The sequence below is a fragment of the Chitinibacter sp. SCUT-21 genome (assembly GCA_041874755.1).
Taxonomy (GTDB): domain Bacteria; phylum Pseudomonadota; class Gammaproteobacteria; order Burkholderiales; family Chitinibacteraceae; genus Chitinibacter.
Genome location: CP102611.1, coordinates 1,422,447 through 1,441,479 on the forward strand (window position 1 = coordinate 1,422,447; position 19,033 = coordinate 1,441,479).

Below are 19,033 nucleotides of genomic sequence, written 5' to 3' on the forward strand. Positions count from 1 at the left end.
GGCTTTTTCATTAGTGGTACAACTCAATTTCTGGCAATGCTAAGCACCGATGTTCAATCATCAATTGCCGGAAAGGCTCGGCCGCTAGCGGTTTGCTATACAAATACCCCTGAATCGAGTCGGTTTGAGCGCGGCGCAAAAACTCAAGCTGTAGCTCTGTTTCTACCCCCTCAGCCAATACCGACATGCCTAGGGTTTTACCCAAACCGATAATTGCCAACACGATGGCTGCATCATTTGCATCTGAACTAATATCGCGTACAAAGCTTTGATCAACTTTGAGTTTATTAAATGCAAAGCGCTTCAAATACGACAAGCTAGAATAACCGGTACCAAAATCATCGAGCGAAAGTTTTACGCCCAATTGCTTAATACCATGCAACATCGCCATCACATGCTCAACTTCCTGCATCACCACCGACTCAGTAACTTCAAGCTCAAGGTATTTTGCATCTAACCCAGACGATTGCAGCGCATCTTCGATCAGTTCTAGCAAATTCGATTGATGCAACTGCAGCGGCGATAGATTGACCGCAATGGTAATCGGCGGCAAGCCTTCTTGTTGCCATTGCGCCGCCAATTCACAGCTACGCCTAAGTACCCAATTACCTAAAGGCACAATCATGCGTGACTCTTCGGCAATCGGGATAAATTTGGCCGGAGAAATCAAACCCTGCGTGGGGTGATTCCAACGCACTAAAGCTTCTGCGCCAATAATTTCCCCATTAGCTAAACTCACTTGCGGCTGAAAATAGACTTCAAACTCACCGCGCTCCAGCGCATCGCGCATGCTCGTCTCGAGACTCAGGCGCTCAGACGCTCGCGCATTCATATCTGCAGTAAAGAATTGGTAATTATTTCGCCCGTTACTTTTGGCTTGATACATCGCCACGTCGGCATTTTTAATCAGCTCGTCCGCATCATGCCCATCGTCAGGGTAGACGCTAATACCGATCGACGTCGACGTCGCAAAATTGCCCGCCTCTAGCACAAAAGGCTCGGCAAATGACGCTAAAATTCGCTCGGCAACGTCACCCGCGACCAAGGCATTGGGCAAGTCGGCCAACACCAATACAAACTCATCACCACCAAGCCGAGACAAAATATCTTGCTTACCCACAATATTACGCAGGCGCAATGCCACTTGTGCCAGCACCATATCTCCCGCAGCATGACCCAATGAATCATTAATTGTTTTAAAGCGATCTAGATCCAAAAACAGCAAGGCTAATTTGCGTTTATAACGCTCAGCGGACGCCAGCGCCAAACGCAACTCATCGCGCAGTAAATTGCGATTGGCCAATCCGGTCACGGTATCGAAGTTGGCCAACTCGGTAATCCGTTCTTGCGCTTCTTTGCGCTCGGTAATATCGGTCATCGTCCCAATCAAGCGACTCGGTTTCCCGCGCGAATCGAAATCAACAAACTTACCTTGACTTTGGAACCAGCGATATTCACCTGATTTGGTACGACGGCGAAAATCGACGGCAAACTGCGCTGAGTTTCCGACGTAATAATCGCGATAAGCTGATACCGCTTGCTCTCTGTCAGTTGGGTGAAGTTGCTCTTTCCACTTCTCAAACGTTTCGATTAATTCACCCGGCTGATAACCAAGCAATTTATCGTATTCTGGGCTGGTCACTGCAGTACGGCGACCATCGAGTGGCATATCAAATAAACCGGTACTCGATGCTTCCAAGGCAAGCCGCAATTGCTGCTCAGATTTACCAATCGCTTCCTCGGCCATCCTGCGCTCAGAAATATCGCGCACTACCGCGCAGTTATATTCTTGGCCTTGAAACAAAATGTAGTTCGAGTGCATTTCACTCGGAAACTCTTCACCAGTTCGCGTTCGTAGCGTAATTTCATCAAACAAATGTCGATGGTGCCGCAACTTTTGCCAGAACTTGGGCCAACCATCGGCTTTGAAGTTGGGGTGGATATCACGAAAGCGCATCCCCATCAGCTCGCTTTCATTAAAACCCAAGCGTTTACAACTTGTGGTATTGACGTAGCGAATATGCCCTTGTGGATCGAGCCAAATCGCCATATCAGCACCGTTCTCCACCGCCACTTTGGTGAGGAATAAGGTGTCTTCAGTACGTTCTAAGCGACGCAACTGCCGCAACACATACAATAATAAACCAGCACCCGATGATAGAAGCATCAAGGCAATGGCCACATTGACCAAAGTTTCTTTACGCCATTGCGATAATACGAGCTCACGATCTATCCCTACGGATACACCTAATGGCCAGCCCTGCACCCTTCGCCAACCATACACACGGGTCACCCCATCACTTTCGCTGGTCTCATAAAAAACGCCACTGGGTGAATCGCGAAACACTTTGTCGAAATAACTGCGCTGGGATATATCGCGCCCAAGCTCCTGTTTTTCCAATGGAAAACGAACCAGCGTAATGCCGTCTTCTCGAAAAAGACGAATAACCAAATCACGATTTAAATTAATCGAATCATAAAATTGCTGATAAAAATTGGCATCCAATCCGGCCACTAACACCGCCATAGACTGGCTTTGCCGTTCGAGGACACTAACAACAAAGGGAATGCCTTCGACAGTACTGGTTGGATCAAACTGGTACTCACCAATGTAGTAAGGCAGTTGTTGACGAGCACGAATTGCGCGGAAATATTGAATACTAGATAGATTTCGCACCGCGGTTGGATGCATTAAATTCGAAGCAGCTAACTCACCATCCGAAAAAGCCAGCGCCATTGAGTTCAGTTGCGGATAGCGGCCAACGCTGCGCTGTAAATACGCATGTAAACAGGCCCGATCTTTGGCCGTTAAACACGAAGCAAAAATGTCATCGTGTTCGACACCATTCATGGCAGATAATGTACCTTCCATGGTGCGGCCAACGTGCTCTTCCATGGTGCGAGCCAGCAATAACATTTCTTGCTCGGCTTTCGCCAAGGTATCGTTATAGCTGCGCCAAATCGAAATGCCTAAAATAGCGAGTGCAATGCCACAAACGATCAGTGACAAAACAACCAGCACTTTGCGGATACGCCCCAGCGAGTACCCAGACTCTTCAACTTGCTGATTTAATCGGCTACGAGACACAGAACATTCTCTTTTTAATCACAGCATACGCACTTTTCGATAAGTACTCTCATTTTTATGACAAAGCCAATTGATTGCAAGCATTGATCGTAAAGCGTGGTAAAACAAGGCGTTCCAGCTCTTTTTATTACTAATAAAGAAAGAAAAATATCATTACAGGGAACAAGCAATGAATATAAATCTTTGGCTATTGTTTTTACTGACCACATTTTTTATCTCTGGTACACCAGGCCCAAACATGCTGTTAATGCTCAGCCATGGAGCCCGCTATGGCTGGCAAGCCACGATTGCTACCATTGGCGGAGCCATTGCAGGGTTGTCCATTTTGATTGGACTATCGGCACTTGGTGTTGGCGCAATTTTAAGCTCGTCCGTGTTTTTATTTAATTTGCTCAAAATTTGTGGCGCACTTTATTTAATTTATTTGGGGATTCAAAGCTGGCGAGCTGGTGAATTACTGCAATTTAATGCGCCTGAAGCGCACCACGCCCCTGCCAGATTTCGCGTCGGCTTAGCCGTTGCCCTATCCAACCCAAAGGCAATTTTGTTCGCTGGGGCATTTTTGCCGCAATTTATCGATTTGCACCGCCCACAGCATACGCAATGGCTGATTCTACTGCTGTCATTTTTTCTGATCGAGATCGCTTGGCAATTGGCATATGCCTGGGGAGGAAATCGGCTGGCTAGCTGGTTATCTGGCGCAGGCCGAATACGATTTTTTAACCGCAGCTGCGCGCTGGCATTTTTTGTGGTGGGGATTGGCCTTGCCCTAGCACCACAGTAGGTGATGCCTAATACCGACTTGGCCCTTTGCTAAAGGGTGGGATTCGTCCAACTAAGGCTTCCAGCATGGTTAATTCCGCATCAGAATGGTTGCGCACACCCGCAGCTTGCACCTGTGAGCCTGCAACCCAATAGGGGGTTTCATGATGATGGGTTTGATAATTGATGCTGTGTGACCCGGCTAACTTGGGGGTTAAGACCGCGTGCCCATAACATAAACAAACATATGTCCCATCTGGCTCAGCCTCTAGATAACAGCCCGTTCCCCGTATTCCCAATAAAACCGATTGTGTTTCTAACGTTTTTTCTCCAGGACCAAACACCGACAGCAGCTTTCCGGTTTGCAAACGAATAAAGCGGCTTGCAGCCTCGACACCCAAAATCACTTTGCTATTTTCTCTAAGTAAAAAGGCATCTTTGCCTAACACAAAAACCGCCCAAGAATTAGGCCCCGTTTCGACTTGATCGCCCCACTCCACCTGCGAGCCAACCTGAGCCAGCACACCATTGATACGTAATTCACCTTGGATTTTTTGAACTCCGGCACGGGTAAAAATACTGCTCATGGCCCACACCAGGTGCAATGGCAGCACAGCCAGTAAAGCTAACAGGGTGCGACGCTTGATCAAGGGCATGATTGACTCCGATTAAACTTATTTTGCTTGCCAGCTCCACACGCCGTCCGATGGCCACTCGGGCAGGCGGGTCTGATAACTATGATATAGCCCATCTTCAAGGCCTAATGCACGACAAAGCGCCAATAAAGCTAGCGCCGCGTGGCCATCTCCTCGGCGACAAGCCGCGCGCATTTGCAGCCAAGACTCACGCCATGCGGCGGTGTCATTCGCAGGCAAAATATAAATGCCAAATGCTTGCTGGCGCCCTTTCACCCGCACATAGTCAATTTCCAGCCAATCGTAGTTCGGCAACGCCGCTGCCACCTCCTCTGTGACGAGCATTGTTTGCTGATACACCCGTGTTAACGATTCAGTTCGTGATGCGACATTTACCGCATCGCCCAAAACGGTATAAGCACGGCGGTAGCGTGAACCCATATTGCCCACCCGCATTTCGCCGGTATGAATTGCCAGACCAATACCTAGTTGCGGCCAATTGCGCGTGGCAAATTGCAGATTCAATGCCGCCAAACTGGCTTGCATCGCCAGCCCAGTTTGCACCGCATGCTCAATCTGCAATTCATCGGCGACGGGAGCGCCCCAAAAAGCCATAATTGCGTCACCAATATATTTATCAACAACGCCTTGCTGAGCGTGGATTTGCTCCGTCATCACGCTTAAGTATTGATTTAGCAAATCGGCTAAATCCGCTGGGTTTAATTGCTCTGCAATCGCAGTAAAGTCTTTGACATCGGTAAACAGCACCGTCATTTTTTTGAGTTCAGGACTCATGCCCTGCTGCAAGGTCGCAGTATCGAGCTTATCCACGATTTGTGGCGGAATGTATTCGCCAAACCGTTCCCGCAAGAGCCGATGCTGACGAAAAGCCACTAATCGAGCCGCCAATACCATCCATAGGTATAACCCCACCACCAATATGAATGGCCAAACTAATGGCAATACCCAGCGATAGACATGCCAAGCTAATACAGAGACAGCCAGCAAGAGCAGCAACGCGGTAAAAAACCAGAGATGGCAGCGTATAAAACCATCGCGATTAAAACGCCAAACTAAGAAGCCCCCGATGAAGATCATCACTGGCAAAATCATCACCGCAGCCCAAGGTGGCGACCAAGCTAGCTGATTACTCAGCACAGCCTGCAATAGCGAAGCCTGCGCTTCTAGTCCTGGATAAGTTGGGCTGATGGGCGTGGCACGAATATCGAGCAAGCCGGGCGCCGTAGCTCCCACAATCACCGCCCTCCCAGCTAGTTGCCTCACATCGATACGTCGCTGTAACACATCGATCGCAGAAAAACCTGCGATCGTCCCTGCGGGGCCAAACTGCGGCAGCAATACACGCCCAGCTTGATCAGTACGGCGTATCAAAATTCGACCCAGTACAATCGCATCCAGCTGCTGAAAACCCGATTCATCACTCAGCGTCATCACTTCAATCGTCGGATTTTTCGGTTCACTCAGCTGCGCCGCCATCGCAGCCACAAGGCTTGGATAAAGCCGATCTTGATACTGAATGATGAGCGGCACTCTGCGCACCACCCCGTCAGAATCAACCATCGTATTTAAAAACCCCGACTTAGGTAGCGCATTGGCTAAGCCTTCCCAATTGCCGCCGTATCCTTGTGCGGCGGGAAATAAGGCCAATTGGCGCGGATTTTGCACCGCAATCGGCTGCGGCAACACACCAGCTGCACCGCGTTCAGGTAAAAAATACATGCCACCCACTACCGGTAGCTGACTCACGACTTGAGTAAAGCGTCGCTCTGGCTGAAGCAGCGGCTGTAATCGCGCTTGCCACACGGCACATGGCCCGCTTTGTGCCCCGCCTAAATCCTGGCACAGCTGTGGCCAAGCCGCTTGCAGGGCGTTGGTTTCAGGCTCAGCCATCACCATATCCAGCCCGATCAACGTCACCTGATAATAATCAGCCAAAGTGTGCAGTAATTGCGCCTGCACATCGCGCGGCCACGGCCAGCGCCCCAGAGCTTTCAAACTGGCATCGTCAATTTTGATGATTGCTACATCGCCACTCGGTGCGTGCCCCGTTGCCGTTAGGCGCACCTGCATGTCGTAAGTCCAACGCGCTAAACCCGGCAGCCACGATTGAGTTTGGCCAATTAAAGCCAGCAGGATGATCCCTATCGCAACCCACAATCCATAGCGCATCGCAACTCCCCAGCATATGGATTCAGTAAATGCAATTTGCGCTAAATTGCCAGTAGTTTTACGCAACTGGATTTTGTTGCAATTGTTACTCTACAAATTGGCGCATTTTGACTAGACTAGTCAGGCTTTTTTCATTTTGAGGACGTGATATGTTTGGCAAACTCGCAGCAGATGCTTTAGGACTCAGTGATATTGGTTCGGTGGTGAAAGTCGAAGATTACGACAAGGTCGACGCCGATGATTATGTGTTTCACGAAGACGACGAAAAGATTTTCTTTTTGATCAAATCAAAAACTGATGAATACTGCTTTACCAATAAAGCACTGATTCATCTGGACGGCACCAGCGCAATGAGCAAAAAGCGCATGCTGTATCGCTATAGCTACCACGCCCACCCGATCACCAATGTGCACCTCGAAACCGCTGGCACGGTGGATATGGATGTTGAAATCAAATTTACCTTTGGCCACAAAGAATTTTCAATCGACGTACATAAAAAGCATTTGGAAGAATTGAAAGATTTGTACAAATCACTGCTGCGCATTGCTGAAATCATGCATGAAAATGAAATCATGCACGACAACGCCAAAGCGAGCCTGGAATTGGCGGCAACGACTTTAGGCCGCGGCCAAGTGGGCGGCACGCCGGTGGTGGAAGCATTTAAAGAATTGAATCAGGTGGCGTTTAGCTGGCTCTCAGCGGCACAGCAAAAATACGCGGTCAAAGACTTTGGCCATGTGTTCGAACGCTACATCAAAGGCTAACATACCCAAGGGTATATCAAGCTAAACAATACATGCATTGGCCCAGATCTAGATACCAATGCATGTATCTTGATTCAGTTATGCCGTCTGTGTTTTGCCGCGTTTGCGCGCCCACCATTGCACGAAATCATCGACAAAAGTAAACACCACAGGAATCACCAGCAAGCTCAAGAATGTTGACGTAATCAAGCCACCGATCACCGCAATGGCCATTGGCGAGCGAAAACTCGAATCCGCGCCCCAACCGAGCGCAATCGGCAACATACCCGCACCCATTGCAATCGTCGTCATTACAATCGGGCGCGCCCGTTTGTGACACGCATCCATCAAGGCATCAAAGCGGTTTTTCCCTTCGCGGCGCGCGACAATCGCGTATTCCACCAGCAAGATTGAGTTTTTGGTCGCAATCCCCATCAACATAATCAAACCAATTAACGATGGCATCGCAAACGCGCTATTGGCAATCAGCAGCGCAACAAACGCGCCACCAATCGACAGCGGCAAAGCGGCCAGAATCGTGATCGGCTGCATAAAATCACGGAACAGCAGCACCAGCACCATGTAAATACACAGCACACCAGTCAACATCGCCAAACCAAAGCTAGCGAAGAGTTTTTTCATCTCTTCAGCGTCGCCAAACTCAGCACGCGTCACACCGGCCGGCAGGTTTTTCAGCGCAGGTAGTTCATCCAACTCAGCGCTCACCTCGCCCAAAGAACGGCCATTAAGCTCAACGTCGAAAATCACATTGCGGGCGCGATCGTAGCGGCTAATCAAGCTCGGCCCGCTGGAGATTTCCACATTCGCCACTTGCCCCAACATCACTTCGCCTTGATTCGATGGCACGCGCAGGCGTTTAATTGCCTCCAAATCAGTGCGGAAGGCATCAGGCAAACGCACCACCACCGGTACTTGGCGTTCAGGCAAATTCAATTTGGCCAGCGCAGTATCAAAATCCCCCACCGTTGCCACGCGAATGGTATTGGCAATCGCTAAACCCGTGACCCCCATATCGGCGGCTTTGGCCATATCAGGGCGAATGATGACTTCGGGGCGCACCAAGCTAGCACTGGAAATAATCGCGCCCACGCCTTGCAGCGTACGCAAATCTTTTTCGATGTTTTTCGCCGCCAGCGCCAAGGCTTCGGGATCGTCCGACTTAATAATCATCTGCAGTTTTTCGCCCGATTGACCCAAGCCAATTTTGACACGCGCACCGGGCAACACGGCGAGCGCTTCGCGCAGATTCTTTTCGATCTGCGTTTTCTTGATTGGACGCTCTTTGCGATCGGCCAAGGTCAAGGTAATGCTCGCTTTATTCACGCTACTCGAACCACCCGCAAATGGGTCAGCCCCAGCCTTACCACCACCAATCGCGGTATACATGCGTGTGATATACGGCTGTTTTTCGATAATGTGGCGAGCTTGTTCGGTCACTTTAAAGGTGTCTTGCAAGGTCGCGCCCGGCGGCAATTCAATGCTGACTAAGGTTTGAGATCGATCATCGGCCGGCACAAAGCCGGTTGGCAACAGCGGCACCAAGGCCAAAGAACCTACAAAAAACAGGATCGACAGCACGGCGGTTTTTTTCCGATTGCGCAAGCACCATTCTGCCCACCGCATATAAGTGGCCATGATGCGGCCTTCTTTGGGCTGATGCATAATCGGCTTGAGTAAATAGGCGGCCATCATCGGCGTGAGCAGACGCGCTACGAGCAAGGAGGCCATCACCGCCAGCGCCGCAGTCCAACCGAAGGAAATAAAGAATTTACCTGGAATACCGCCCATAAACGCGGTCGGCAAAAACACGGCGACCAAGGCAAAAGTGGTCGCGATCACCGCCAGGCCAATCTCATCGGCCGCTTCCATCGCGGCCTGATACGGCGTTTTGCCCATGCGTAAATGGCGCACGATGTTTTCGATTTCGACAATCGCATCGTCGACCAAAATCCCGACCACCAAGGCCATCGACAGCAAAGTCACGGTATTGAGCGTAAAGCCCATATAGTGCATACCGATAAAGGTTGGCAGCACCGATAAAGGCAGCGCCGCGGCCGACACCAAAGTCGCACGCCAGTCGCGCAAGAAGAACCACACCACCACAATCGCCAGCAGTGCGCCTTCGTACAGCAGCATCATCGAGCCATCAAACTCGTCCTGTACTGGCTGCGCCATATCGTAGGCTTGATTAATTTGCAGCGATGGATGTTCGGCCTTGAGTTGCGCCAATACTTTTTGCACCTGCTCGGCGACTTCCGTTTCACTTGCGCCACGAGCGCGGGTAATTTCAAACCCCACCACCGCTTTACCATCGAGCTGCGCAATCGTGCGGCGCTCGGCAATCGTGTCTTCAACCGTGGCGATTTGGTCTAAACGAATTCGGCGGCCATCGGCTAAAGACAATTCCATTTTGGCCAATTCAGCCGCGGTTTGTACCGTGGCAATGGTACGAAATGCCTGTTCAGCCCCGCCTAAATCAGCACGACCACCCGAGGCGTCTTTTTGTGTAATCGCCAGCTGGCGTGAGATATCGCTACTGGTCACACCCAAAGCGCTCATCCGCTCAGGATCAAGCTCGATGCGCACTTCACGGCTCACACCACCAACTCGCGACACTTGCCCAACGCCCGATACCGAACGAATGGAGCGAGTAATTTTATTATCGACCAGCCATGACAACTGCTCCTCGTCGAGCTGAGCATCAGCCACGGTAAAGACCAAAAACGGCACGCCGGAAAACTCAACCTTGCCGACAATCGGGTCTTTCATATCGGACGGTAATTCTCCGCGCACATTGGAGATCGCGTCGCGAACATCGTCCACCGCTTCATTGATCGGCTTTTCCAGCTCAAACTCAACCGTCATCCCAACGACGCCGTCGGTAATATTGCTATAAACGTGCTTAACGCCGCGTAGCGCCGAGACCGAATTTTCGATTTTGCGCGCCACTTCCGTTTCCAATTGCGCCGGTGCCGCGCCATCGAGCACCGCAGTCACCGTCACCATCGGCAATTCGATATCGGGAAAGTCTTGCACCTTCATCGCTTTAAACGACCACAGCCCTGCGATCGACAGCAAGATGAACAGCATGATGGCGGGAATTGGGTTTTTAATCGACCAAGCAGAGAAATTCATCATTCATCCTAGGTATTTCAATAGCACTCTTTATTGGATTAGATTACAGCGCTATACCCATCATTTAACGACACGAACGGTATCACCATCGGCCAAGAAACCACCGCCTGAAGCCACCACTTTGGCATCCGGCGCAATGCCGCTGACTTCCATCAAGCCTTGCGATTGGCGACCAATTTGTACACGCACTTGTTTCACCTTATTGCCACCCGCCTTGCTATCGAGCACAAACACATTGGCAAAACCATCGCGCAGCAAAATTGCACTGCCGGGCAAGGTCAACGCTTTGCCTTGGCCCACGGCGATTTGCCCCTTGGCAAACATGCCCGGTTTAATGGTGGTTAAATTGGGATCGTCGTTTTTTACATCGACATAAACCAGCAAATTACGCGTGCGCACATCGACAGAAGGGGCGATTTGCCGCACTTTGCCGGTAAAGACTTTGCCGCTGGCCACCGTGAACGTGGCCGCTTGACCCACTTTAATTCGCGTGCTTTCGCTGGCGGTCACTTCGGCCTGCCATTCCAAGCGGCCTTTCCGTACCATTTTGAATAACTCTTGCCCCGGTTGGCTCACCGCCCCGAGCGTGGCGCTGCGGGCCACGATCACACCATCGTCTGGCGCGACGATTTTGGTTTGGTTTAAACGTGCCTGCGCACTCACCAACTGCGCTTTGGCTGAGGCCACGCGCGCTTGCGCAGTGCGCTCTTGCGTCATCGCTTGCGTAATTTGCTGCGCACTGAGCGAACCGCTATTCCCCAGTTGGCGGACGCGATTAGCGTTTTCTTGCGCTTCATTGAGCGCGGCTTCAGCCTCGGCCACAGCAGCTTTCACCTGAGCTAATTCGGCTTGGATCGTTTCATCGTTATAGCGCGCGAGCATTTGGCCTTTTTTAACCACGCTGCCAACTTCAGCATTGACTTCCACCAAGCGCAAACCGCCGATTTCAGTGCCAATTTGCAGCTCTTGCCACGCCAGCACATTGCCATTCGCAGCGATGTTTTGTGCCCAATCCACTGTTTGCGGAGAAATCAATTTCACCGCCAATACCGCCTTCGCAGGCGCGGCGTCTGCGGTCTTTTTCTCACCTGTGGCCATGGCATAACCACCGATGCTGGCAACGGCAAAAGCGGCCAAAATACTGATCAGCACTCGGCGCTGGCGTAACTGAGGAAAACGTTCAAACCAATGATTCATTACCCTACTCCAGTATCTCTATCAATTCATTTTAAGCATTGCCATTGAAGGCAATACCCTTACTCATTTACTGCGTCTTCACTCGCCCAATTGCGCCTAAGTGCGTTAAATGAAAACCAGCCGTATATTTCAAGCCATAACCTAAAGCACGATCAAAACCGATATGTGCGCACCAGATCAGCGCCAAACCCAAACAAAGGGGTAGCTTGAGCACAAATCCAGCCCCCAGCAGCGCCAATGCCCCGACATAAGAATGCGTGCTGTTATAGACCAGCGCACCGATAGGCCGGCTGATTAAGTAGGCTAACAGGGCAAGATCCGGCAGCAAAAATCACGTTGCAAAGTGCCCCCAGCTTTGCCCCAATTGGCTATACCAATACGCCGCGGCGATGAAGACCGCCAGCCCTTCTAGCCTAAGTATTAATCGAACACCACCTTGCGCACCTTGGGGTGAGATCATTGCTTAACCTCGGCTTCATCAACGGGCCATTCACCGCCAACCGATTTATACAGCGCAATCCAATTGGCTAACTGCTCGCGTTGCAAGCTGATTAAGCGCGTTTGTGCCCCGAGTAAAAAGCGGCGCGAGACCTCCAAATCCAGCAAACTAGCCGCGCCGGCTTGCCACATGGCCTCACCTGAGTCGAGCTGCTTTTGATAGCCATTCACCGCGCGCTGCGTCGCTGCTACGCGTTTTTCCGAGCCTTGCAGCCGCACCATGCTTTCTTCAACTTCACGCACAGCGAGACGAACACGTTGCTGATACGCCGCCAGCGCCTGATCGTAGCGCGCTTGGGCGGCCTCTTGATCGGCTTTTAGCCGGCCTGCATTAAAAATCGGCAATTTAATAGTGGGGCCAAACGACCATGATTTGCCCGATAGCTCCAAACTACCGACGCGTTGTTCGCCAATATTGATCGCGCCAAACAAGCTCAGCGAAGGCAAACGGGCTACCTCGGCGACACCAACATCGGCCGCAGCCATTTTCACCTGCTCGGCAGCCATGCGCACATCAGGTCGCTGCGCAATCACTTCGGCGGGCAGACTTGCCACTGAAAAGCCCACTGGCTTGGGCATACTGCCTTGTTCTTGCGACTGCAATTGCACACGCACTTCGTTTTCATCCAAGCCTGTTAACGCAACCAAAGCTTTAATCGCGATGGCCTGTCCTTCCTGCATTTCGGCCAACTGAGCCTGCGCGTCCCCACTACTAGCATCGAGCAAGGCAACATCGACGGGGCTTGCCAGGCCAACGCTTTCTTTTTCCTGCGTTAATTGCAGGCTGCGATCGCGCGAGGCCAAATCCTGCGCCACAATGCCGCCCATGGTTTGATACGCACGGAACGTAATATAGGCATTGGCCACTTCAGCGGCGATACTGGCGCGTGCATCGTGCCAGCCCGCAGTTTGCGCCGCTAAATTGGCCAGCAAGCCTTGTTCTGCCGCACGCACACCACCCCATAAATCAATTTCCCAACTGGCATCTAATCCGATTGAGCTATTGTCAGTAACAAAGCTCGGGGCAATTAATTCATTGCGGCTGCGCGCACCAGTGGCGGTAGCACCAACCGTGGGCCAGAGATAGGCTTTGGCGGAATATGCTTTCGCACGTGCCTCACGAATGCGTGCTTCGGCCAGCTGCAAGCTTGGATTTTCCTTCTGAGCCGCCGCCTGCAATTGGCTAAGGACTGGATCATTCCAAGCCGCCCACCACTGTGCCTGCTCAGCCAGCCGCTCTGCCAGCGGGGCACTGGCCTGCCATTCAGTGGCTTTGGGGTCGAGTTCTTGCGCAGTGGGTGCGGGTAAATTGACGGCACAAGCACTCAAGGCGCCAGCCAAGACCATCAGCGAGAGAATTAAACGAAGTTGCATCGAACTACGTTCCTATTGGGAGATCAGCATACTTTGATGCTGCAGCAAGCGGCCAACAAACAGACTGCGCGCCACAGCGCTAAATTGGGCATTTCGGAGAATGATGCTATACTGACTGAACGGTTCGGTCAATATGCACTTTAGATTAATTTGGACGCAGCAATGAATCCCCCGATAAGCAATAGTAAACTTAATGAAAGCAAACGAACGCAGATTTTAGTGGGCGCGCGGGCTGTTTTTTTGGAAACTGGCTACGCGGCAGCGAGCATGGAGCGGATTGCAAAAACGGCGGGCGTCTCAAAAGGCACGCTGTACAACTATTTTGTGAGCAAAGAAGAACTGTTTATCGCCCTGATCGAAGAGGAATGCAGTAAATCAAAGGCGCCATTTAATCCACCGACCGAATACAGCGATACACCACCCGAAGTCATTCTGAATCTGATCGGCAAGGAATGGTTAATGGGGTTGGCCGACGACAACCAGCGCGCTTTCTTCCGTATTGTTTTGGCCGAAGTAATGCAGTTTCCCGAGCTAGGCCGAGCCATCGAGAAAAGCGGCCCAGAACAGGCAATTGCCAATTTAAGCCGCTATCTGGCGCATTTACATGAACAACAGCTCTTGGAGATTGCCAATCCACACCTAGCGGCTGAACAATTTTTTGCTCTGTGCGATTCAGGTATTGTCCGCAAAATGCAATTATCGGTTGCCGAACCCACGCTCGACACCATCATCAGCCACACCGAGCAAGCTGTGCAGCTCTTTATCCGCGCCCACCGTCGAACCTAACACCCCACCAGGTATATCGATCCAGCCATTTATTAGATTGGCATTAAAAAACATACCCGTCAGATCGAATAATCGTTGGGTAGAACACCATGACGCCAACGATTTAGCATCTCCTCCAGGGCACGGTTATTCAGCGGTTTGGATAAAAAATCATTCATGCCCACTTCCAAACAGGCCTGCCTATCCTCACTCATGGCGTTGGCGGTGAGTGCAATAATCGGGATTGCGGCAAAACGTTCATCTCGGCGGATGATGGCCGTTGCACTTAGGCCATCCATCACCGGCATTTGCATATCCATAAACACGAGGTCGTAATCGTCTTCCTGCAGTCGAGCAATGGCGGCCTCGCCATGATTGGCGGTATCGACTCGACACCCCAAGCCTTCCAGCATTTTTACCGCCACCAGCTGATTTACCTGATTGTCTTCAGCCAGTAGGATTTTCATCTGATAATGGCGCGCCTCACGCACAGTATGTCGCGTCACCAATTGCGTCGATTGACCATCGCGCAGCACGATTTGCAGCATTTCATATAAATCACGCTGGTGCAGTGGCTTACTGAGAAAACCATTGCAGCCGGCTGCCTGGACACGGTTGGCATCGCCACGTTGCCCAACCGCCGTGAGCATAATCAAGGGCAGTTCGCGCCAGCGTGCATCGGCGCGAATAGCTCGCACCAAGCCTTCCCCCTCGCCGCCGGGCAATTGGAAATCGATTAAGGCAATGGCAAAGTCATTACTATCCTGCAGAGCCTGCATGAATTCGGCGGCATTGGTCACAACGACGGGGATCATCTGTTTACGCATCAGCAGATCCGCGATATGTTCGCCGCCATTACGTAATTTTTCTGCCACTAATACCCGCTTACCAGCCAAATCAGGGTACGGTGCGGGCGTGGCTGCAGGATGCTTAACTCGCCCTAATTGCACAGTAAACCAAAATTCAGAGCCAAAATGAGGCTCACTAAACACACCGATTTGCCCGCGCATTAATCCCACCAGCTGCTTAGATATCGCCAAGCCCAGCCCGGTCCCTCCAAAACGTCGCGTAATACCCGCATCGACTTGGCTAAAACTTTGAAACAGCCGGTCAAGCTGCGCTTGCTCGATGCCAATACCCGTATCGCGAATGGTAAATTTCAGCTCAATCAACTCATCCTGTTGCGCCACGAGGCTCACTTGCACATCAACTTCACCTTGATCGGTAAATTTAATCGCGTTGCCGCTTAAATTAATCAATATTTGGCGAATACGCCCAGGATCGCCATACACCCAATGCGGTACATTGGCATCAATGCGGCAGAAAAACTCCACACCTTTTTGCTGCGGCTTAATAGCCATCATGTCGGCAAAATCGTCGAGCATGCTGTGCAAATCAAACTCGATTGGCGACAGATCAAGCTTGCCCGCTTCAATCTTAGAAAAATCCAAAATATCATTAATCACACTCAGCAATGCATCCCCACTCGTCTGGATCGTTTCAATGTATTTACGCTGAGTATCATTGAGCGGCGTATCAAGCAGCAGCTGCGCCATGCCCAATACGCCATTGAGTGGGGTGCGAATTTCATGACTCATATTAGCGACAAACATGCTTTTCGCTTTGCTAGCCGCCTCGGCAGTTTGCCGCGCCTCGGTTAACTCAAGTTCAGAGAGCTTTCGCAAAGTCATATCGCTTTCCACTGCGATATAGCCTTGCAAATGCCCCAGCGAATCAAAAAATGGATTGCATTGAATGCTGACCCAATAAGGCTGCCCGTTACGGTGATAATTAATAAGCTCAACATCAAAAGAGCGTCGATTTTTAATGCAGCGACTCATTTGGGCAATCACCGAAGGATCGCTTTGTGCGCCTTGCAATACCTCGGATGGCTTAAGCCCCACCAACTCGTTGAGTGTATAACCAGAGAGCCGCTCCATCCCTTCGTTCACCCATTCAATGCGGCCATTTTGATCTGTAATAATCACCCCATTACTAGTCTGGCTAGCGACGAGTGATAGGCGTTGCATCGCCAACTCCACCTGCTTGCGCTCGTTAATATCGATCAACAACCCCGTCCAACACAATTCACCCGTCTGTAATTTGCTCGGCTTAGCCTCAAAGCGGACCCATTTTTCTTGCTGATCAATTAAAAGCCGCCCCTCCCAGATCAGCAGCGTAAAGTTGAAGTTGGCGGCCTCATTTTTTTCGGCAAAAATTGGACGATCATCTGGATGCAGCCGGCACAAAATTCGCCCAGGGCTGTCCATCAACTCATCCCGACTCAGATTGAGAATTGAGCAAAAAGCTTGATTGATTAATTCAAACCGAAATGGCGCGCGATCCTCGCTCAGCCAGTCGCCTTGCTGCCAAGTATCAATCTGAGATACCCGCATCCTGAATACGCCAGCAGGTTGTGTTTTGATAATGTCGGATAACAGCTCTTGCTCGTATTTCAGCGCTTCTTGCGTTTGTTTGCGCTCGGTGATATCGGTAAAAACGGTGTACACCAGATTTTTGCTTGGGTCTTCAGCGTTAATACGTGGATAAGCATCGACATTTATCCAGCGATACGCATCATCCTGTGGATTATAAATGCCCATCACATCATCACGAATGACTTGCCCAGTGCGGATTGCCACCATAGCGGGGTGTGTTTCCCCGGGATAAGGGCTGCCGTCTTCATGGATTGCATGCCAGCGTGGATCGAATGTGGTGCGGCCTAATAATTGATCCATCGTCAGACCTAAAATCTGACAAGCGGCCGGATTGGCCTGTACCAATTGACCTTCGCCAGTTTGCATCACAAAGCCTTGTGAGATGTGGGCGAATAAATCTTGGAATAGCGAGCTGGTTTTTTCCAGCGCCATTTCACGCTTCTGCCTTTGCAATGCCGCACCTATCCAGCGCCCAAGCAACATAACAAAATCTTCATCGCTGCGATCAAATGGCTGCGCCCGCGCTATCGACGACGAAAAATTCACCGTTCCAAAGCGCTCACCATCGACCCACACCGGGCAACCGATATACGTTTCCAATGCAAATGATTTGTAACAGGGGTGGCCTGCATATTGCGACTGCCCCATCTGCGTAATTTGCAGCACATCATCGCTTTGCAAAGTTAAGCTGCAATAGGTAGAGCCCAACTCAAACACCATCCCGTCTTGCAATTCATCGGCGGGACACACCTGCGACAGAATGCGATATTCTTGATTTTGAATCTGGCTAATGATGCCAAACGGCAAATCCAAATACGCTGCAGCCAATTTAAGTGCCTGTTGCAATTGCAGCTGTATCGATTCACTCGGCAGAGAGGCAATTTCATTCAGCGCGCGCAACGCTGCTTCTCGGCGCAACAGCTGCGCTTGCTGCTGCTCTTGCTCGTGCCGAGCCCAAAGTCCCATCAGCAACTGGCCAACCGTGGTGATTAATGGCGTTAGTTGTTCGCTTAATTGCTGATCATAGCCTTGCACGCGATTAGCCACGCCGACCAAGGCCACCATCTTCCCCGCATAAATACAGGGTATTGCCATAAACGAATTTAGCGGCGGATGCCCTGCAGGTATACCCCCAGCCCTAGAGTCAGTAGCGGGCGAATTGGCGATTACAACTTCACCCGAAAGCATGGCCACGCCGAACAGCGTTTTTAAATTATTAAACTGTAAGCCTTGGGGGGCGTTTTTTTCATAAAAATCACGGGTCGCCTCATCCCAAGCAATATTGGTAATGGCATGGGTGCGTAAATAGGGCTGCCCGTCTAAGTGATGCCTTACCTCGCCTATAAAGCCATACTCACTCTGGGTAATATCTAAAATGTCGACCAGCATGCCCTCAAACGCTTTGCGTTGGTTTGCCACATCAACAAAACCCATTTGCGCGCGGGTAATGGCCGACAGCATTTTGGCGAGCATGCAAAACCCCTATTCTTGTCGTTCTAAAAACAAGATAGTGCCTCGCTTACTATTACGCAAAAGCGCAATCCTATAAAAGATCGATTTTGGGTTTATTGTTGATTGAGGCTATGCGTCAGCAGCGTTTCGTTGACAAACGTTGCTGTAATTTTGATTTTACCGTTCTCCCAAACCGCCGCCTCGCCCGCCACACCGAGCAAACTAGAGCGCTGTGTTGAAGTGGGCTCACCCAACACGTCAACCACCGCTTCCCGAGACATGCCTGTGGACACTTTCTGGTAATTTTCTGCAGTTACTTTGCTACACGCCGCCAACAGGCCAAGCACACCGATTAGCGCCGCACGGCGCAGAGCCGACAGGCATTTTGCTCGATTTAACATTGCTACCATCCTCGTTAAAAATGGAAATCATTGTAGCAACGCGCATTCATTTCGTAAGCACTCGCGCACACAGGTCGTGCGGATAAAAAATAATTTTCTTACAATCAAATATTTAGCGAAAAAGATCCTTTTTTCACCCGAAAAGCAGTTGACGTTTCAAGACCTCATCGGTATAGTTCGCAACCTCTAGTCGGGGCGTAGCGCAGCCCGGTAGCGCACCTGGTTTGGGACCAGGTGGTCGTGAGTTCGAATCCCACCGCCCCGACCATTCTTTCGTAAGAAAGATAGAAAACAAACGCCGAAAGGCGTTTTTTTCGTCCATAACAAAGCAACA

Annotated in this window: 13 protein-coding genes and 1 tRNA gene; 4 read left to right on the forward strand and 10 right to left on the reverse strand. The window is 50.8% G+C overall.

The genetic code is table 11. The annotated features are described in order from the left end of the window. Positions 1 to 10 precede the first annotated feature (10 nt). Entirely contained in the window at positions 11 to 3,088 is a 3,078-nt protein-coding gene (locus tag NT239_06495) for an EAL domain-containing protein (protein XGA72473.1), read from the reverse strand. A 169-nt stretch (positions 3,089 to 3,257) separates the two neighbouring features. Between NT239_06495 and NT239_06500 the strand changes: the two genes are divergently transcribed. Next, the gene (locus NT239_06500) at positions 3,258 to 3,872 is read left to right on the forward strand and encodes a LysE family translocator (GenBank protein ID XGA72474.1); all 615 of its coding nucleotides are present in this window, start codon (positions 3,258 to 3,260) and stop codon (positions 3,870 to 3,872) included. Between the two features lie 7 nt (positions 3,873 to 3,879). Here the strand turns inward: NT239_06500 and NT239_06505 are convergent, their stop codons facing one another. Continuing rightward, positions 3,880 to 4,506, reverse strand: coding sequence for a hypothetical protein (locus NT239_06505; protein ID XGA72475.1), 627 nt, complete (start codon positions 4,504 to 4,506; stop codon positions 3,880 to 3,882). Between the two features lie 18 nt (positions 4,507 to 4,524). After that, entirely contained in the window at positions 4,525 to 6,675 is a 2,151-nt protein-coding gene (locus tag NT239_06510; protein ID XGA72476.1) for an adenylate/guanylate cyclase domain-containing protein, read from the reverse strand. A gap of 149 nt (positions 6,676 to 6,824) precedes the next feature. On the opposite strand from NT239_06510, the gene NT239_06515 reads away from it, so the two are divergent. Next, the gene (locus NT239_06515; protein ID XGA72477.1) at positions 6,825 to 7,439 is read left to right on the forward strand and encodes a PH domain-containing protein; all 615 of its coding nucleotides are present in this window, start codon (positions 6,825 to 6,827) and stop codon (positions 7,437 to 7,439) included. A gap of 78 nt (positions 7,440 to 7,517) precedes the next feature. Here the strand turns inward: NT239_06515 and NT239_06520 are convergent, their stop codons facing one another. From NT239_06520 to NT239_06540, 5 genes are all read right to left on the reverse strand, one after another. Then, positions 7,518 to 10,577, reverse strand: a complete 3,060-nt coding sequence (locus NT239_06520) for an efflux RND transporter permease subunit (protein ID XGA72478.1) — start codon at positions 10,575 to 10,577, stop codon at positions 7,518 to 7,520. Positions 10,578 to 10,634: 57 nt separating this feature from the next. Continuing rightward, complete coding sequence (locus tag NT239_06525) at positions 10,635 to 11,771, reverse strand: efflux RND transporter periplasmic adaptor subunit (protein XGA72479.1); 1,137 nt, start codon at positions 11,769 to 11,771, stop codon at positions 10,635 to 10,637. A 67-nt stretch (positions 11,772 to 11,838) separates the two neighbouring features. After that, the gene (locus NT239_06530; protein ID XGA72480.1) at positions 11,839 to 12,099 is read right to left on the reverse strand and encodes a DUF4260 domain-containing protein; all 261 of its coding nucleotides are present in this window, start codon (positions 12,097 to 12,099) and stop codon (positions 11,839 to 11,841) included. Positions 12,100 to 12,102: 3 nt separating this feature from the next. After that, positions 12,103 to 12,231 carry a hypothetical protein gene (locus NT239_06535; GenBank protein ID XGA72481.1) on the reverse strand — a complete coding sequence of 43 codons (129 nt, stop codon included), beginning with the start codon at positions 12,229 to 12,231 and terminating at the stop codon, positions 12,103 to 12,105. After that, positions 12,228 to 13,643 (reverse strand): efflux transporter outer membrane subunit, encoded by a 1,416-nt coding sequence (locus NT239_06540; protein ID XGA72482.1) that lies wholly within the window; start codon positions 13,641 to 13,643, stop codon positions 12,228 to 12,230. Before NT239_06540 ends, NT239_06535 begins: the two co-directional genes overlap by 4 nt. A 162-nt stretch (positions 13,644 to 13,805) precedes the next feature. Here NT239_06540 and NT239_06545 point away from each other — a divergent pair, with 162 nt between their 5' ends. Continuing rightward, positions 13,806 to 14,429, forward strand: coding sequence for a TetR/AcrR family transcriptional regulator (locus NT239_06545; GenBank protein XGA72483.1), 624 nt, complete (start codon positions 13,806 to 13,808; stop codon positions 14,427 to 14,429). 59 nt (positions 14,430 to 14,488) lie between these two features. Here the strand turns inward: NT239_06545 and NT239_06550 are convergent, their stop codons facing one another. Both NT239_06550 and NT239_06555 read right to left on the reverse strand, forming a co-directional pair. Then, positions 14,489 to 18,319 (reverse strand): response regulator, encoded by a 3,831-nt coding sequence (locus tag NT239_06550; GenBank protein ID XGA72484.1) that lies wholly within the window; start codon positions 18,317 to 18,319, stop codon positions 14,489 to 14,491. A 92-nt stretch (positions 18,320 to 18,411) separates the two neighbouring features. Further along, a complete protein-coding gene (locus NT239_06555) occupies positions 18,412 to 18,699 on the reverse strand; it encodes an outer membrane protein assembly factor BamE (GenBank protein XGA72485.1) in 288 nt (95 codons plus the stop codon). A 191-nt stretch (positions 18,700 to 18,890) separates the two neighbouring features. Between NT239_06555 and NT239_06560 the strand changes: the two genes are divergently transcribed. Next, positions 18,891 to 18,967, forward strand: a tRNA-Pro gene (locus NT239_06560). Positions 18,968 to 19,033: the final 66 nt, after the last annotated feature.